16 protein-coding genes are annotated in these 15,816 nt (G+C 71.9%); 3 read left to right on the top strand and 13 right to left on the bottom strand.

The genetic code is table 11. The annotated features are described in order from the left end of the window. Positions 1-51: 51 nt before the first annotated feature. From G3I78_RS30220 to G3I78_RS30190, 7 genes are all read right to left on the bottom strand, one after another. Positions 52-411 carry a hypothetical protein gene (locus G3I78_RS30220; protein ID WP_164430249.1) on the bottom strand — a complete coding sequence of 120 codons (360 nt, stop codon included), beginning with the start codon at positions 409-411 and terminating at the stop codon, positions 52-54. 145 nt (positions 412-556) lie between these two features. Then, entirely contained in the window at positions 557-1,867 is a 1,311-nt protein-coding gene (locus tag G3I78_RS30215; protein ID WP_239158122.1) for a hypothetical protein, read from the bottom strand. A 2-nt stretch (positions 1,868-1,869) separates the two neighbouring features. Continuing rightward, complete coding sequence (locus G3I78_RS30210; protein ID WP_343243882.1) at positions 1,870-2,979, bottom strand: hypothetical protein; 1,110 nt, start codon at positions 2,977-2,979, stop codon at positions 1,870-1,872. Further along, a complete protein-coding gene (locus G3I78_RS30205; RefSeq protein ID WP_164430247.1) occupies positions 2,976-3,173 on the bottom strand; it encodes a hypothetical protein in 198 nt (65 codons plus the stop codon). Before G3I78_RS30205 ends, G3I78_RS30210 begins: the two co-directional genes overlap by 4 nt. A gap of 38 nt (positions 3,174-3,211) precedes the next feature. After that, positions 3,212-3,910 carry an LPXTG cell wall anchor domain-containing protein gene (locus G3I78_RS30200; RefSeq protein ID WP_164430245.1) on the bottom strand — a complete coding sequence of 233 codons (699 nt, stop codon included), beginning with the start codon at positions 3,908-3,910 and terminating at the stop codon, positions 3,212-3,214. A 136-nt stretch (positions 3,911-4,046) separates the two neighbouring features. Beyond that, positions 4,047-4,541: an ATP-binding protein gene (locus G3I78_RS30195; RefSeq protein WP_164430243.1), complete on the bottom strand. Its 495-nt coding sequence runs from the start codon at positions 4,539-4,541 to the stop codon at positions 4,047-4,049. 183 nt (positions 4,542-4,724) lie between these two features. Beyond that, positions 4,725-5,105, bottom strand: coding sequence for an STAS domain-containing protein (locus G3I78_RS30190; RefSeq protein WP_164430241.1), 381 nt, complete (start codon positions 5,103-5,105; stop codon positions 4,725-4,727). Positions 5,106-5,356: 251 nt separating this feature from the next. On the opposite strand from G3I78_RS30190, the gene G3I78_RS30185 reads away from it, so the two are divergent. Both G3I78_RS30185 and G3I78_RS30180 read left to right on the top strand, forming a co-directional pair. After that, a complete protein-coding gene (locus G3I78_RS30185; RefSeq protein WP_164430239.1) occupies positions 5,357-6,259 on the top strand; it encodes an RNA polymerase sigma factor SigF in 903 nt (300 codons plus the stop codon). Positions 6,260-6,425: 166 nt separating this feature from the next. After that, a complete protein-coding gene (locus G3I78_RS30180; protein ID WP_164430237.1) occupies positions 6,426-7,961 on the top strand; it encodes an RICIN domain-containing protein in 1,536 nt (511 codons plus the stop codon). 17 nt (positions 7,962-7,978) lie between these two features. Here G3I78_RS30180 and G3I78_RS51295 read toward each other — a convergent pair whose 3' ends face one another. The 6 genes from G3I78_RS51295 to hutU form a co-directional block, all read right to left on the bottom strand. Further along, complete coding sequence (locus G3I78_RS51295) at positions 7,979-8,200, bottom strand: hypothetical protein (protein WP_203615704.1); 222 nt, start codon at positions 8,198-8,200, stop codon at positions 7,979-7,981. Between the two features lie 146 nt (positions 8,201-8,346). After that, positions 8,347-8,610: a hypothetical protein gene (locus G3I78_RS30170; protein ID WP_164430233.1), complete on the bottom strand. Its 264-nt coding sequence runs from the start codon at positions 8,608-8,610 to the stop codon at positions 8,347-8,349. Positions 8,611-8,666: 56 nt separating this feature from the next. Then, positions 8,667-9,947 (bottom strand): imidazolonepropionase, encoded by a 1,281-nt coding sequence (gene hutI / locus G3I78_RS30165; RefSeq protein ID WP_164430231.1) that lies wholly within the window; start codon positions 9,945-9,947, stop codon positions 8,667-8,669. After that, positions 9,944-11,281, bottom strand: a complete 1,338-nt coding sequence (locus G3I78_RS30160) for a formimidoylglutamate deiminase (RefSeq protein ID WP_164430229.1) — start codon at positions 11,279-11,281, stop codon at positions 9,944-9,946. The genes hutI and G3I78_RS30160 overlap by 4 nt, the downstream gene beginning before the upstream one ends. Beyond that, positions 11,278-12,480 carry an allantoate amidohydrolase gene (locus G3I78_RS30155; protein WP_164430355.1) on the bottom strand — a complete coding sequence of 401 codons (1,203 nt, stop codon included), beginning with the start codon at positions 12,478-12,480 and terminating at the stop codon, positions 11,278-11,280. Before G3I78_RS30155 ends, G3I78_RS30160 begins: the two co-directional genes overlap by 4 nt. A gap of 59 nt (positions 12,481-12,539) precedes the next feature. Beyond that, on the bottom strand, positions 12,540-14,204 hold the full coding sequence (hutU, locus tag G3I78_RS30150; protein WP_164430227.1) for a urocanate hydratase: 1,665 nt from the start codon (positions 14,202-14,204) through the stop codon (positions 12,540-12,542). A 195-nt stretch (positions 14,205-14,399) separates the two neighbouring features. Here hutU and G3I78_RS30145 point away from each other — a divergent pair, with 195 nt between their 5' ends. Next, entirely contained in the window at positions 14,400-15,770 is a 1,371-nt protein-coding gene (locus G3I78_RS30145) for a diaminopimelate decarboxylase (protein ID WP_164430353.1), read from the top strand. Positions 15,771-15,816: the final 46 nt, after the last annotated feature.

The raw sequence follows: 15,816 nt of genomic DNA, 5'->3' as shown, positions 1-15,816 counted from the left end.
AAGGGCCGCCGCGCCGGTACGGTGCGGCGGCCCTTTCTCACGCCTCCTGTGTCAGGCCTTCGTCTCGACCGACCACGACCGGGTGAAGCTGCTGAAGCCGCACATCACGGTCGACTTCTTTCCCGGCTTCACCCACGGACCGAACAGCGTCACCGAAATGTCGTGCGGGTTGCCACGACCGCGCACCACGTCACACACGAGTTTGACGCGATGCTTGCCGATCCCCTTGCCCGACGCGGACTTCTTGCACGAGGACGTGCCTTTGGGGCGACCGAGGTCGAGATGCACCTCCGCCTTGCACTTGTACTTGGCCCCGGCCGCCTCCGCGGTACCCGCGGCGACCAGACCCGTCCCGGTCGCCATGAGGACGGCCGCGAGGGCGCCCGCGGCCGCCTTCTTCCCCCAGATCATTTGCTTCTCCTTCTTCTGCCGGGCAACAGCCAGAGTTGGTCGCCTCTGAGCTGTCCCGATGCAGGACACACATCGTCATCGCGCACTTGCTTGCGCGAACGGCAGAATGCCATACGGCCACCGATCAGGTGAAACGACGAGATCGTCAGCGCACCCTTCGGCCAGGCATGAATGTGAACACGGCTGCCCCCAGCAGCACCGCCGTCCCCGCCACCAACCCCAGCGCCTTCAGCGCCCCGTGGTCGTCCGAGCCCGTGGCCGCCAGGCCGCCGGTGGTCGACGAGCCGGTGGTCGAGCCGCCCGAGGTCGATGAGCCGCCGGAGGCGCCGCCCTCCTGTTCCTCTGTCGTCAGGGTGAGGGAGACCTCTGTGCTGTCGGGCTTGCAGGTGGTCGTCGTGCCCAGGGCCTCGATCGTGAGGACGCCCGGGGAGAGGGTCGACTCGCCTGTCGCGCCGGGCTTGTAGGTGCCCGTCATGTCCGGGATCTCTATCGGGTCGCCCGACTTGATGGCCTCGGAGTTGGTGGGTCCCTCGACGTGCACCGACCCCTTGTCGTCGCCTCCCAGGGCCACCTCCATGGACGGCTTCACCGAGTCCGCGGGGATGTCGGCGGGGCTGTCCATCGGGGAGTTCTTGAACTGCACGGTGAGGCCGTAACTGCCGCCGTCCTTCTTGGCGTTGATCTGGATCGTGGAGGTGGCCTTCTTCTCCCCGAGCGGCGACTGGCAGGTGTAGGGGATGTCGACGGCCTTGCCGGTGAAGTCGGTCTGGCCGTCACCGGAGGACTCCGTGGCGCTCGGCGTGGAGCTGGGAGTCGAACTCGGCGTCGGAGTCGGCGTCGGCGTGGGTGTCGGCGTCGCGCTGTCGGTCGGGTCCGGCGTCGAAGTCCCGTCCCCCGCCGCCACGTTGACCGTCGCCGCCGCGGGCACCGTCGCCGTCGGCGTGCACACCGTGTTCGTCCCCAGCGCGTTCACCGTGTACGGCCCCGGCGTCAGCGTCAGCGACCCCGCCGCCGTCAGCTTCAGCGTGCCCTTCATGTCGGACAGCACCATGTCGCCGCCCTTGGGGATCGCCGGGTTCTCCCGGGGACCGGTCATCGCGATGTCCGCGGTCTGCGCGCCCGTCGCCTTCAGCGTGCCCGTCGGCTGCACCGAATTCGCGGGCAGGTCGATGATGTTGGGATTCTTCGACGCGGCCTGCGTGAACTTCCACACCACGTCGATCTGGTCGCCCACCTTCGCCGTGGCCGGCGCGGTGATCGTCACCTTGGTGGTGCCGTCGACGGGGTCGAGCCCGACGCCGGCGGGCGGCACGCACCGGGTCGCGAACGACACCTCGGCGGCCTGCGCGATCCCGGCGGTGAGGCCGAGCACCACGCCCGCCCCGGTCAGCGCCAGCACGAGTCCCGCCGCGCCCGCTCTTCTCGGCCCCCCGGCCGGTGTGACTCTCCTTCGCATGCTCACGTGGTTCCCTCTCTGGTGGGAGTCGTAGGACTCGTCGGGCTGTCGTCGTGCGGTGCGGAGAGCCGACCACCGGCCGCGCCCGGATCGGCGTCCGGGGTGAACCACGGCAGGGTGGAAGTCGAAGGGGCCGCGTGCGCGGCCTTGGAGGGCTTGAACCCCGGTAGCCGCAGGGCGAGTTCGGGAAGCCGCAGACCGCGGTGCCGGACGCCTCCGGCGGGCCGTGGCCGGACCCGGTCCACCACCGCCATGCCGATACGGAACAGCGCCGCCGGCACGACCAGGCAGACCAGGATCCAGAACAGCGTCACGCCCCAGGGCCGGCCCACGTCCCAGGGCTGCTCGGCGAGCACCTTGCCGCCGTACTTCAGGGACACCGTGTAGTCGCCGTGCGCGCCGCCCGTCAGCTCGACGGGCAGCTCGATCCGCGCCTTGCCGCCGGGCCTGATCGTGCCGCGCCACTGCTGTTCGTCCCACTGCGGGGCGAACACACCGTGGGCGGTGCCGACTTGGAAGACGGGGTCCTTGACGTCGGAGGTGCCGACGTTGCCGACGGTGAGGACGAGCGTGCGCGCGGGCGGGGACCCGAACCACGTCAACAGGCCCCCGGAGCCGTCGAGTCGGGTGTCGGAGAGCACGGAGATCCGGCCGCCGGAGGTGTCCGCGGGCAGCGGCTCCACGGCGTGCCCGGCCACCTGGAAGATCGCGTCCGCGTCGGCCTTCGCCCCGGTCACGGTGGCCACGTGCACCACACAGGGGCAGGGCACCGGCGGTTCGGAGACCGGCAGTTGCTTGCTGAAGCGGCCCTCGGCGTCGGTGGTGACGGCCCTGCCGTCCGCGTTGGCACAGGAGTTGGTGCCCCCGGGCACCCCGCGCGACGGCACGGCCTGTCCGCAGATCAGGATCATCAACAGCGCCCGCTGCCGCCAGCCGGCGCCGGTCACGGTGATCGAACTCCCGGTGCCGGCCTGAGACTTGGACACCTTCACACTCGGCCCGTCCGCCGCGGCCGCCGTCCCGGCCACGGGCCCCAGCAGGAGCAGCGCGAACACCGTCACCAGCACCGCCGACCGCACCGCCCGGCCGCCCGGACTCCAGCACAGGCTCACGTCATCGCTCCCGTCGACTCGGCTTCCGTGCGCGGGATTCCGGGCACGCGGTCGGCCGTACGACGCCTTCGACGCCGTACGGCGAACAGGGCGGCCCCGGCGAAGGCGCGAGCGGAAGGACCGGACCCCGGCGGCACGGACGGCACGGACAGCACCGGCGGGAGCAGGTACGGGACACGGGCGGTGGACGGCATGGGCGGCTCCAGCTGTCGTACGGGACCGGTCGGGCCGCTCAGCGGCGTACGCGGACCGTCTGGTTCCGTCGGGTCAGCCACAGGGCGCCCGCCGCGCCCGCGAGCAGCACGGTGCCGCCGAGGGTGCCGAGGGCGATCGCCGAGTCCTCGGGGCCGGTCTGCGGGAGTTCGGCGCCGGAGCCGGTGGTGCCGCCGCTCTGGGTGGAGCCGGTGGTGCCGCTCCCGCCCGCCGCGGTGACGTCCAGGGTCAGCGAGGCGCCGGGGCTGTTGGTCGGCGTGCACGTGGTGGTCGTGCCGAGCGCCTTGATGGTGAGCACGCCCGCGGTGAAGGTGACCTTGCCGGACTTCTTCGGGGTGTACGTCCCGGTCAGGTCATTGATCTTGATGGGGGTGTTGGCCGGGACCACGGCCTGGTTGGCGGGCCCGGAGACCGCCATGGTCCCGCTGTCGGCGCCGCCCAGCTTGATGGTGGCGCTCGGGTTCATCGCCCCCTTGCCCAGGTCGACCGGGCTGGAGGAGACGCCCTTCTGCCAGGACATGGTGATCTTGTAGCCGCTGCCGCTCTTGACGCCCTCGATGTCGATGGGCGAGACGGCGCTCTTGTCACCGATCGGCGTCTTGCACTGGTAGTTGACGTTCACGACCTCGGCACGGGCAGCGGGGGCGGTCAGCAGCACCGCCGAGCCGGCCAGAGCCGCGACGGACGCGAGCGCGGCGGTTCGTTTCGGGTACGACACGGTTCCGCTCCCCTTACTCGTTCCTGACGGCACATCAGATCGGCCGTCAAGGTACGCCGGGGTACGAGAGGAAGGAAGAGAAAGTAAGTGTCGGAACTGTGCGGACCGCGCCGGGGCCCGTCCGGTGGATCAGGCCCTACGCCGGCGCTCCCAGCTCCGCCCACACCGTCTTGCCGGCCGCCCCCGGGGAGCGTACGACTCCCCAGTCCAGGCAGAGGCGCTGCACGATGAACATGCCGTGGCCGCCGGGGCGGCCCGCGCGGTGCGGGGTGCGGGGGGCCGGCTGGCCCGCGCCGCGGTCGGAGACCTCGACCCGGATCACCTTGTTGTCGCAGGAGATCCAGAGCTGGTCGGGGCCCTCGGCGTGCAGGCACGCGTTGGTCACCAGTTCGGAGACGACCAGCAGCACGTCCTCGGCGGCGGCGCGCTGGTCCGCGGAGGCCGCCGGAAGCCACCCCCACGCGTACAGCGCCTGCCGGGTGAAGTCGCGCGCGAGCGGAACGACCCCGCTCTCCCCGTCGAAGCTCAGTCGGCGGGCCTGCCCCCCGGTCGGGACCTCGGCTTCGCCGCCGGGCTCCGCGCCGGGCTCCGGGTCACGGTCGCCCGGCGAGTAGGGCCGGGTGGTGCTCATCAGCGCTTCACCTCACCGATTCACCGGTTCACGATTCAGAACGTCACTGCAAGGTCGCTCACCGAACAGTCAGTACGGATGTCTCCTGCCCGAGCGGACCGACGGAACACCCCTGCATTCGGGACGTTTGTCCGGCACGAGGGGTGCAACACCCGACGGGCGCCGGCCGCGAGGCGAACCGCCTCAGCCGCCGGACTCGTCCGCCAGGGCCGCTGCGAGCGTGTCATGGACCGTGAAGACGGCGTCCGCGCCCGTGATCTCGAAGACCCGCGCCACGACCGGCAGCATCCCCGCGAGATGTACGCCACCCCCCGCCGCCTCGGCTTTCAGCCGTGCCCCCAGCAGCACATTCAGTCCGGTGGAGTCACAGAACTCCAGCCGTGTGCAGTCGACGACAAGCCGGCTCTTTCCCTTGGCGAGGCAGTCGTCGAGTGGCTCACGCAACAGATCGGCGGTGTGGTGATCCAACTCACCCGCCGGTGTCACGACGGCACTGGAGCCCTCTTCGCGCACCTCAACCAGAAGCCGGCCAGACTGTGCGCTGCCGACCGTCCCGCGGTCCATGCCGTCTCTCTCTCCCGACGTCGTGGCTGCTGACTGACGCCCTCGAACACTACGCCTTCTCCACACCCTCCGACACCCGAACAATCACTCACAAACGGACATAACCGCACATAAGACACTTGCGGTCGACTCCGGATTACGGGTAGGGCTAGTAGAGACACGAACTCGACACGGCCGGCTTTGGAGGCGCCGCACACCGCAGTGCACGAATTGGCTTCGGCAGCCTTATGCCGAGAACGATGGAGGACATCATGTCACCCCGGCTCGACGCATCGCATACCCAAGAGGCGACGTCGACATCCCCCCCGGAACATCTGGATCCCATCGAGCAGGACGGCGCAGGCGACTTGCTCGCCGGGCTTCCGGAGATCCCCCCGTACGAAGAGGTGGGGCCGGTGGACGCACGAGCCCTCTCCAAGACCCTCTTCGCACGGCTGGAGTCGCTGGAGGAGGGCACGCACGAGTACTCGTACGTCCGCAACACGCTCGTCGAACTGAACCTCGCGCTGGTCAAGTTCGCCGCCTCCCGGTTCCGCTCGCGCAGCGAGCCGATGGAGGACATCATCCAGGTCGGCACCATCGGCCTGATCAAGGCGATCGACCGCTTCGAGCTCAGCCGCGGTGTGGAGTTCCCCACCTTCGCGATGCCGACCATCGTCGGCGAGATCAAGCGTTTCTTCCGGGACACCTCGTGGTCCGTGCGCGTACCGCGCCGACTCCAGGAGCTCCGGCTCGACCTGGCGAAGGCCGGCGACGAACTGGCCCAGAGGCTCGACCGCGCGCCGACGGTGGGCGAGCTCGCCGAGCGCCTCGGGCTGTCGAAGGACGAGGTCGTCGAGGGCATGGCCGCGTCCAACGCGTACACCGCCTCCTCCCTGGACGCCCAGCCCGAGGAGGACGACTCCGAGGGCGCGCTGGCCGACCGGATCGGCTACGAGGACCACGGCCTGGAGGGCATCGAGTACGTCGAGTCCCTGAAGCCGCTGATCGCCGAACTGCCGTCCCGGGACCGTCAGATCCTCTCCCTGAGGTTCGTGGCGGGCATGACCCAGTCGGAGATCGGCGACGAACTCGGTATCTCGCAGATGCATGTGTCACGGCTGCTGTCGCGGACCCTGGTGCGACTGCGGAAGGGCCTGACCGTCGAGGAGTGACGCGTCGGCCGCACTGACCTGCGCGTGTGCCCGGTGTCCTGGGGGACGCCGGGCGCCGTGCGTTCGGGACAGCTCTCGGTTACTCGGAGAAACTCTTTCCCCAAGGGTTCACTTCCCTCACTATGGTCCCGCACAGACTGGCCGGTACGTCAGGAGGAGGGTGCGCATGGTGCGGGCCGACGGGACGGGGGGCGGGGTGCACGCGGGCGCGTCCGACGCCCGGCTCACCGAGCTGCTGCGCGCTGCCCCGGCCACGGCCTACCCGGCCCTGCTGGAGCTGCGCGCCCGCCATCAGCCGGCGGTCCTGGCCTACGCCCGCCTCTGCACGGCCGGTGACGCGGCGGCCCGGCAGCTGGCCGCGCAGACCTTCACGCTGGCGGCCCGGGAGACGGCCCGCGGGGTCGACCCCGGCCTGCCGTGGCGCCACCGGCTCCTGCTGCTGGCTGCGGCTTCGGCGGCGGTGTGGGCCGGGGACGCCCGCTCGGCCGGCCTGGACCCGGGCCTCCTGCTCACCCTGAACACGGCACCGCCCGGCGGCCCGGTGCCGCCCATGCTGGCCGCGTTCCAGTCCCTGCCCGACCGCGGCCAGGGCCTCGTCTGGTACGGCCTGGTGGAGGCCGAGCCGCAGCCCCGCACGGCGGGCTACCTCGGCCTCACCCGCGAGGACGTGGTCTACGGCACCGAGGGCGCCCTCGGTGCGCTGGCACAGGCCTGTCTGCGGTTCCGGCTCGCCGCCTCCGACGACCCCCGCTGCGCCGACTTCCGCCGCCTGATCGAGGAGGCCGTACGACCGGACAGCCGGCGCGACAACGCCGACCTGTACGCCCACATGGCGCTCTGCCCGCACTGCACGGCGGCCCACGAGGAGCAGTGCGCGTTACGGGACGCTCCGCGCGCGGCGCTGGCGGAGGGGCTGCTGCCGTGGGCCGGGACGGCGTACGTGACGCGCGGCGCGGACGAGCCGGACCCGGTGGCGGGCGTGAAGTCCCGTATGCCCTCCGGCACTTGGCCGCGCCCGCGGCGGCTGGTGCTGGCGTCGGCGGCGCTGGGGGTGGCGCTCGCGCCGCTGCTGCTGTTCCTGGTCTCGCGGGGCGGTGACGCGCCGGTGGCCTCTCCTTCGGCGACGGCCACGCTGCCGGGCCCGCCGCGGATCACACCGCCGGAGACGTTCTCCCCGTCGCCCTCCCCGTCCCCGTCGGCCTCGTCGACGAGCAGAGCGCCGTCGCCCTCCGCCTCCTCGCCCTCCCCCACGAGGAGTTCCCCGCCGCCCCGCAGGACGAGCCCGCCGCCGTTCCGGGCGCCGGGCGGCGGCTACGCGCAGGTGGTCAACGTCTCCACGGGCCGCTGCCTGGACGTCTCCGGCGACTTCACCGACGGCACGGACGTGGTCACGGCCCCCTGCGCCTCGGGCTCCGCCCAGCGCTGGCGGGTCGACACCGGCCGGGGTGTCCTCCAGTCCGCCGCCGACCCCGACTACTGCCTCGACAGCCGCGGCGACGTCGACAAGGGCCTCGGCATCTGGACCTGCGACTCGGTCGAGGGCCGCAACGGCGACAACCTCCGCTTCACCGTCGACCCCGACGGCGTCATCCGCCCCCAGATCGCCATCGCGACGGGCATGACACCGGCCGGCGGAAACGCCGTGTCACTGGAACCGCTGACCGGGGGCGCGGACCAACGGTGGCGGGCGGGGGCGTCGTAGCGGACCTTTTCGAGCCGTCACGGCTTGCCGATGTCCACCACCCACACCCCCGTGCCGTCATACGCCTCTGGCGTGGCGGTCAGGATCTGCCCTTCGACGGCGCCGGAGGCAGCGGCGTAGACCGCATGGCTGAACGGCCACTCCAGACCGGCGGACACCACCTGTTCGACGGTGGCCGCTCCGGCGAAGTCGAGGGGCAGGAACTCCAGCCCCGGCAAGGCTCCGACGTGTGCTGCCACACCAGGACGTTCCAGGCCGGCCGCGACCAGGCACAAGGCGGGGACATGCGCTCGTTGAGCGGGATCGTCGACCTCCACAACAGCAAGCCCGGAAAGCAACCGGTGCCCGCGGCAGAGGGCAAGGACCGCGGTGTGATCCAGAATGATCACCGGCGAGTGCCCACCCGGCCGGAAGCAATTGCCGCCCGCCATTCCTGGGCTTCCCGCACGTCGTCCTCGGTGAAGTCCTCTCGAAGGTGAGCGCGCACATACGCCACGGCCCGGGCCGTCCGCTCGGCTCGCTCGACCTCGGTAGGCGTGGCGGCGACCACGCGTTCGACGTACGCCCTCGTGCTCATGCCGCGCTCCTCCGCCAGCATGCGCAAGCGGTCCCTTATGGGTTCACTGATCTTGATCGTGGTGTCAGCCATAACGAGAGAATACATTTGAATACCACGGTTGAACCCACTGAACCGCGCCCTTCCGATCAGGCCACGCGTGCCCCGCGCCGCCACACCTCGGTGACCAGCGGCACCCCGGGGCGGTACGCCAGGTGTACGTGGCTCGGGGCGTCCAGGAAGAGGAGGTCGGCGTAGGCGCCGGGGGTGAGGTGGCCGATGTCGTCGCGGCGGAGGGCCGCCGCGCCGCCCGCCGTGGCCGACCAGACCGCCTCGTCCGGGGTCATGCCCATGTCGCGGACCGCGAGGGCCACGCAGAAGGGGACGGAGGAGGTGAAGGAGGAGCCGGGGTTGCAGTCGGTGGAGAGGGCGACGGTGACGCCCGCGTCCAGGAGGCGGCGGGCGTCGGGCCACTCCGCGCGCGTGGAGAACTCGGCGCCGGGCAGCAGGGTGGCGACCGTACGGCCGTTCGCCAGGGCGTCCACGTCCTCGGGGGTGAGGTGGGTGCAATGGTCGGCGCTGGCCGCGTCCAGTTCGACGGCGAGCTGGACCCCGGGGCCGTAGGTGAGCTGGTTGGCGTGGATGCGGGGGTGCAGGCCCTTCGCCTTGCCGGCCGTGAGGATCGCGCGGGCCTGGTCGCCGTCGAAGGCGCCCTTCTCGCAGAACACGTCGATCCAACGGGCGTACGGCGCGCAGGCGTCGAGCATCTCGCCGGTGACGAGGGCGACGTAGGCCGCGGGGTCGTCCGCGAGGTCGGGGGACACGATGTGGGCGCCGAGGTAGGTGACCTCGTCGGTGTGGGCGGCGGCGATGCGCAGCGCCCGTGCCTCGTCCTCGACCGTCAGGCCGTAGCCGGACTTGGTCTCGAAGGTCGTCGTGCCCTGGCGCAGGGCCTCGGCGAGATAGCGGGTGAGGTTGCGTTCGAGGTCGGCGTCGCTCGCCGCCCGGGTCGCCGCGACCGTCGTACGGATGCCGCCCGCGCTGTAGGCCCGGCCTGACATGCGGGCGTTGAACTCCTGGGTGCGGTCGCCCGCGAAGACCAGGTGGCTGTGGGAGTCGACGAAGCCGGGCAGGACCGCCCTGCCTCCCGCGTCGACCCGGTTGTCAGTGGCGGGTGCTTTTATTTGATCACCGGTCCACACGACGCGGTCGCCCTCGATGACGACGGCCGCGTCCTGGATCAGTCCGAGGGGGGAACCGTCACCGGAGGAGGGGTCGTTGGTGACCAGGGCGGCGATGTTGGTGATGAGCGTGCTCGCGGTGCTCGCGGAGTGGGCGGGGCTGACGGTCGTCGCGTTGCTCATGGCGTCCTCGGTGGCCTGGTCTGCGGTGGGGGCGGGGGGCTCGCTGCCCGGGTTCTCGCGCTTCATCCGCGCAGGGCTGCGACGGCGTCGGCGAGGGCCTTCGGCACATCCGGTACGAGCGCGTGTACCCCGTCCCGTACGACGTGCCGACCACCCACCACTGTGTGCGACACGTCCGCTGCCGACGCGGCGAATACGGCCGTCTCGGCCCCGAGCCGCGGAAGCGGCCCTGCCGTCCTGACCGAGTCGAGCCTGATGGTGGTGAAGTCGGCGAGCGCGCCCGGCTCCAGGGTGCCCGCGCCGTCCCAGCCGAGGGCCGCGTGGCCGTCGGCCGAGGCCGCGCGCAGAAGGGCCGCCGCCGTCCAGTGACCCCGGGTGCGGGTGCGCAGGCGCTCGTTGAGCTCCATCGCGCGGGCCTCTTCGAGGAGGTCGATGACGGCGTGGCTGTCGGAGCCGAGGGAGAGCGGTGAGCCCGCCTTCTGGAGGGCGACCGCCGGTCCGATGCCGTCGGCCAGGTCCCGCTCGGTCGTCGGGCACATGCAGGTGCCGGTGCCGCTGTCGCCGATCAGGGCGATGTCCTCGTCGGTGAGGTGGGTGTTGTGGACGCCGGTGGTGCGGGGGCCCAGGACACCGTGGTCGGCGAGGAGGCGGGTCGGGGTGCGGCCGTGGGCCTCGCGGCAGGCGTCGTTCTCGGCGGTCTGCTCGGACAGGTGGACGTGCAGCGGGGCCCGCCGTTCCTCGGCCCAGCGTGCCACGGTCGCCAACTGGCCCGCGGGCACGGCCCGTACGGAGTGGATCGCCGCACCGATCCGCGCGTGATCCCGGTCCTTGAGAACTGAACAGCGTTCGGCCCAGGTGTCCGCGTCGCCGTCGGAGAAGCGGAGCTGGTGGGTGGTGGGGGGCTGTCCGAAGCCGGCGGAGAGGTAGGCGGTGTCGAGGAGGGTGATGCGGATCCCGGCGTCGGCGGCGGCCTGGATCAGCGCCTCGCCCATGGCGTTGGGATCGGCGTAGCGGGTGCCGCCGGGGGCGTGGTGGACGTAGTGGAACTCGCCGACCGCCGTCACCCCCGCCAGCGCCATCTCGGCGTACACCGCGCGGGCGAGCGCGTGGTACAGCTCGGGGGTCAGCTTGTCGGCGAAGGAGTACATGATCTCGCGCCAGGTCCAGAAGGTCCCGGAGCCGACCTGGACGGTGGAGCGCAGGGCCCGGTGGAAGGCGTGCGAGTGCGCGTTGGCCAGGCCCGGGAGCGTCAGTCCGCGCAGGATCTCGGCGCCGGGGGGCGGGGTGTCGAGGTCCTGGCGGACGGCGGTGATGCGGCCGTCCAGTACGTCCACGGCCACGCCCGGCTCGACGTGGGTGTCGAGCCAGGCGTGTTCCAGCCAGTACGTCTTCGCTGTCACCTGCGGGTCAGCCCTTCCAGTACGTCGGCGAGCGCCAGGACACCGGCCACGCAGTCGTCCTCGGCGGCGAACTCCGCCGGGGAGTGCGAGACACCGGTGGGGTTGCGCACGAACAGCATGGCGGTCGGGACGGTCCCGGAGAGGATTCCGGCGTCGTGTCCGGCGCCGGTGCCGAGGACGGGGACCCTGAGGTCGGAGCCGGTGCCGAGGATGCGGGCGAGTTCGTCGCGCAGGGCGTGGTCGAACTCGACGACCGGGGTGAAGGACTCCCGGACGATGTCGAGGTCGATGCCGTGGGCCTCCGCGTACTCCCGGGCCGCCTTCTCGATCCCGCCGACCACCTGGTCCAGGCTCTCCTGGTCGGCAGCCCGGGAGTCGAGCCAGCCGCGCACCAGGGAGGGGATGGCGTTGACGCCGTTCGGCTCGACGGAGATCTTGCCGAAGGTGGCGACGGCACCGGCGAGTTCGGCCTCGCGGCGGGCGGCGAGCACCGTCTCGGCGTACGACAGCATCGGGTCGCGCCGGTCCACGAGGCGGGTGGTGCCGGCGTGGTTGGCCTCGCCCCGGAAGTCGAACCGCCAGCGGCCGTGCGGCCAGATGGCGCTGGCGATGCCGACCCGGTCGCCGCTGAGGTCCAGGGCCCGGCCCTGCTCGACGTGGAGTTCGACGAAGGCGCCGATGCGGGCGAGGCGTTCGGGGTCGGCGCCGATGGCGTCGGGGTCGTGGCCCGCGGTCTCCATGGCCCTGGGGAGCGTGATCCCCTCGCCGTCGGTCAGCCGGTGCGCCTGCTCGACGGTGAGCTGTCCGGAGGTCAGCCGGGAGCCGACGCAGGCGAGCCCGAAGCGGGCGCCCTCCTCGTCACCGAAGTTGACGATGGCCAGCGGCCTGCCGAACTCGACCTGCCTGGCCCGGAGTTCGTCGAGTGCGGCGAAGGACGACACGACACCGAGGGGGCCGTCGAAGGCGCCGCCGTCGGGCACGGAGTCCAGATGCGACCCGGTGACGACGGCGTCCCCGGCGGCCGGGTCCCCGAGCCAGGCCCACTGGTTGCCGTTGCGGTCGACCTCGTAGGCCAGCCCGCGCCCCTCGGCCTGCTCCCTGAACCAGGCCCGGCAGTCGGAGTCGGCGCCGGTCCAGGCGAAGCGGCGGTAGCCGCGGGAGTCGGGGTGCCGGCCGAGGGGAAGCAGGTCGCGCCACATGGTGTGGAAGGAGTCACCCCCGGCAGGCCGTGCCCCCGCCGAGGAGTTGCCGCTCTCCGTCACGCCGTCTCACCTTCACGCATCGGCACCCGCACGCCCCGCTCGTCGGCGACCGACTCCGCGATGTCGTACCCGGCGTCGACGTGCCGGATGACGCCCATGCCCGGGTCGTTGGTCAGCACCCGCCGTACCTTCTCGCCCGCGAGCTTGGTGCCGTCGGCCACCGAGACCTGGCCGGCGTGGATGGAGCGGCCCATGCCGACGCCGCCGCCGTGGTGGAGGGAGACCCAGGACGCGCCGGAGGCCACGTTGACCATGGCGTTCAGCAGCGGCCAGTCGGCGATCGCGTCGGAGCCGTCGAGCATGGCCTCGGTCTCGCGGTACGGGGAGGCGACGGAGCCGCAGTCGAGGTGGTCGCGGCCGATGGCGAGGGGGGCCGCCAACTCGCCGCTCGCGACCATGTCGTTGAAGCGCTCGCCGGCCTTGTCACGCTCGCCGTAGCCGAGCCAGCAGATCCGGGCGGGCAGGCCCTGGAAGTGGACGCGCTCGCCGGCCATCTTGATCCAGCGGGCGAGGGACTCGTTCTCCGGGAAGAGGTCCAGGATCGCCTTGTCGGTCTTGGCGATGTCGGAGGCCTCACCGGACAGCGCGGCCCAGCGGAAGGGGCCCTTGCCCTCGCAGAAGAGCGGGCGGATGTAGGCGGGGACGAAGCCCGGGAAGGCGAACGCCCGGTCGTACCCGGCGAGTTGGGCCTCGCCGCGGATCGAGTTGCCGTAGTCGAAGACCTCGGCGCCCGCGTCCATGAAGCCGACCATGGCCTCGACGTGCTTCGCCATGGACTCCCGGGCGCGCACGGTGAACCCGGCCGGGTCCTTGGCGGCGGCGTCGGCCATGTCCTCGAAGGCGATGCCCGTCGGGAGGTAGGCCAGCGGGTCGTGGGCCGAGGTCTGGTCGGTGACGATGTCGATGGGGGCGCCCTCGGCGAGCATGCGCGGGAGCAGCTCGGCGGCATTGCCCAGCAGGCCGATGGAGAGCGGGCGGCGGGCGTCACGGGCCTCGACGGCGAGCTGGAGGGCGTGCTCCAGGCTGTCGGCCCGCACGTCGAGGTAGCGGTGCTCGATACGGCGCTCGATGGCACGCGGGTCGACGTCGATACAGATCGCGACGCCGTCGTTCATGGTCACGGCGAGGGGCTGGGCGCCGCCCATGCCGCCGAGGCCCGCGGTGAGGGTGATCGTGCCCGCGAGGGTGCCGTTGAACTTCTTGGCGGCGACGGCGGAGAAGGTCTCGTAGGTGCCCTGGAGGATGCCCTGGGTGCCGATGTAGATCCAGGAACCTGCGGTCATCTGGCCGTACATGGTGAGACCGAGGGCCTCCAGGCGGCGGAACTCCTCCCAGTTGGCCCAGTCGCCGACGAGGTTGGAGTTGGCGATGAGGACACGCGGGGCCCACTCGTGGGTCTGCATGACACCGACCGGGCGGCCGGACTGGACCAGCATGGTCTCGTCCTGCTTGAGGGTGCGCAGGGTGCGGACCATGGCGTCGAAGGAGCGCCAGTCACGGGCGGCCTTGCCGGTGCCGCCGTAGACGACGAGCTTGTCGGGGTGCTCGGCGACCTCGGGGTCGAGGTTGTTCTGGAGCATTCTCAGGGCGGCTTCCTGCTGCCATCCCAGGGCGCTCAGTTCCGTACCGCGCGGCGCTCGTACGGGGCGGGGTCCTGACATGGTCTGCCTCCTGGGACTCTGCTGCGGATGGCCGCGTGCCGGTTGTTGCTCTCGATATTCACATCCTGACTTCCTGAATAGAACTAGTCAATACGTTCTCGCGTCAGCGTCAGTGAGGCAGGAATGTTTCGCTGGACACGCGAGACGCGACACGCGAGACACAGCCGACGACGGGACGACGGGACGGGAGACGTGGTGGACGAGTACGGCAACACCGGCGAAGGACGGGCCGCCCGCCGGGACGAGGCGGTGCGCGCGGCCGTGGAACAGGGCCTGCTGGGGCCGGACTCCCCCATCGTCGGACTGCTCGACGTCACCGGCATCCAGGAGTCGGCGGCGGAGCTGCGCACGGCGTTCGACGAGGTCACCGCGCCGGGCACCCCGGTACTGCACGCGTTCGCGGTGAAGGCGACCCCGCTGGTCCCGGTGCTGCGGCTGCTGCGCGAGGAGGGCATCGGCGCGGAGGTGGCGAGCCCGGGCGAACTGGCCCTGGCGCGGGCCGCGGGGGTGCCGCCGGCCCGGACCGTGCTGGACTCGCCCGCCAAGACGCCCGCCGAGCTCAGGGAGGCGCTGGCGCTGGGGATCGCCGTCAACGCGGACAACCCGCAGGAGCTCGAGCGCATCGACGCCCTGGTGCGGTCGGCCGTGAGCCGCTCCCCGCTCGGCATCCGGGTCAACCCGCAGGTCGGCGGCGGTTCCATCGGGGCGACCTCCACGGCCACGGCGACCTCGAAGTTCGGGGTGGCGCTGCGGGACGAGGGGGCGCGCGAGTGGGTGATCCACGCCTACGCCGACCGCCCCTGGCTGTCCCGGCTGCACGCGCACACCGGCTCGCAGGGCATCCCGCTCGCCCTGATGACCCAGGGGGTCGCGGAGACGTACGCGCTGGCCGAGGAGATCAACCGGCGGATCGGGCGGCCGCAGATCGACACGGTCGACATCGGCGGCGGGCTGCCGGTGAACTTCGGCTCGGACGCGACGGCACCGACGTACACGGAGTACGCGCGGGCGCTGAAGGCGGCGGTGCCGGGGCTGTTCGACGGGCGGTACGGGCTGGTCACGGAGTTCGGGCGGTCGCTGCTGGCCAAGCACGGCACGATCGTGGCGCGGGTGGAGTACGCCAAGAGCGCGGGCGGGCGCCCGGTCGCGGTGACGCACGCGGGCGTGCAGGTGGCGACGCGGACGGTGTACGTACCGGGGTCGTGGCCGCTGAGGATCGCGGCGTACGACGGCAAGGGGCGGCCGAAGAGCGGGCCCGAGGTGGTCCAGGACGTGGCGGGGCCCGCCTGCTTCGCGGGCGACCTGCTGGCCGAGGGGCGCGCGCTGCCGCTGCTGGAGCAGGGGGACTACGCGGCGGCGCTGGACACGGGGGCGTACTACTTCGCGCACCACTACGCGTACAACTCGCTCGCCCGGCCCGGCATCCACGGTTTCGCGCCCGGCCACGCGGGGGGTGTCGCCTTCGCGACCGTACGGGAGGCGCAGACGCTCGCCGAGATCGTGGCCGAGTCCGGAGGGGCGCACGCGACCGCTCTCACCACCCTGCGCGCACCTGGGAGCCGTTGACGCGGACGGGCCGGATCGCTCACCAAAGAGGCTGTAAAACTAGGCA

It is taken from the genome of Streptomyces sp. SID13726 (assembly GCF_010548375.1).
Taxonomy (GTDB): Bacteria; Actinomycetota; Actinomycetes; order Streptomycetales; family Streptomycetaceae; genus Streptomyces.
Note: the sequence above shows the minus strand (reverse complement) of the source record. Positions and strands in the feature narration are given on the sequence as shown.

Coding starts and splice junctions, on each gene's coding strand:
- G3I78_RS30220 (WP_164430249.1), bottom strand. CDS start 411: ATGATCTGGGGGAAGAAGGCGGCCGCGGGCGCCCTCGCGGCCGTCCTC.
- G3I78_RS30215 (WP_239158122.1), bottom strand. CDS start 1,867: ATGCGAAGGAGAGTCACACCGGCCGGGGGGCCGAGAAGAGCGGGCGCG.
- G3I78_RS30205 (WP_164430247.1), bottom strand. CDS start 3,173: ATGCCGTCCACCGCCCGTGTCCCGTACCTGCTCCCGCCGGTGCTGTCC.
- G3I78_RS30195 (WP_164430243.1), bottom strand. CDS start 4,541: ATGAGCACCACCCGGCCCTACTCGCCGGGCGACCGTGACCCGGAGCCC.
- G3I78_RS30190 (WP_164430241.1), bottom strand. CDS start 5,105: ATGGACCGCGGGACGGTCGGCAGCGCACAGTCTGGCCGGCTTCTGGTT.
- G3I78_RS30185 (WP_164430239.1), top strand. CDS start 5,357: ATGTCACCCCGGCTCGACGCATCGCATACCCAAGAGGCGACGTCGACA.
- G3I78_RS30180 (WP_164430237.1), top strand. CDS start 6,426: ATGGTGCGGGCCGACGGGACGGGGGGCGGGGTGCACGCGGGCGCGTCC.
- G3I78_RS30170 (WP_164430233.1), bottom strand. CDS start 8,610: ATGGCTGACACCACGATCAAGATCAGTGAACCCATAAGGGACCGCTTG.
- hutI (WP_164430231.1), bottom strand. CDS start 9,947: ATGAAGCGCGAGAACCCGGGCAGCGAGCCCCCCGCCCCCACCGCAGAC.
- G3I78_RS30155 (WP_164430355.1), bottom strand. CDS start 12,480: ATGTGGCGCGACCTGCTTCCCCTCGGCCGGCACCCCGACTCCCGCGGC.
- hutU (WP_164430227.1), bottom strand. CDS start 14,204: ATGTCAGGACCCCGCCCCGTACGAGCGCCGCGCGGTACGGAACTGAGC.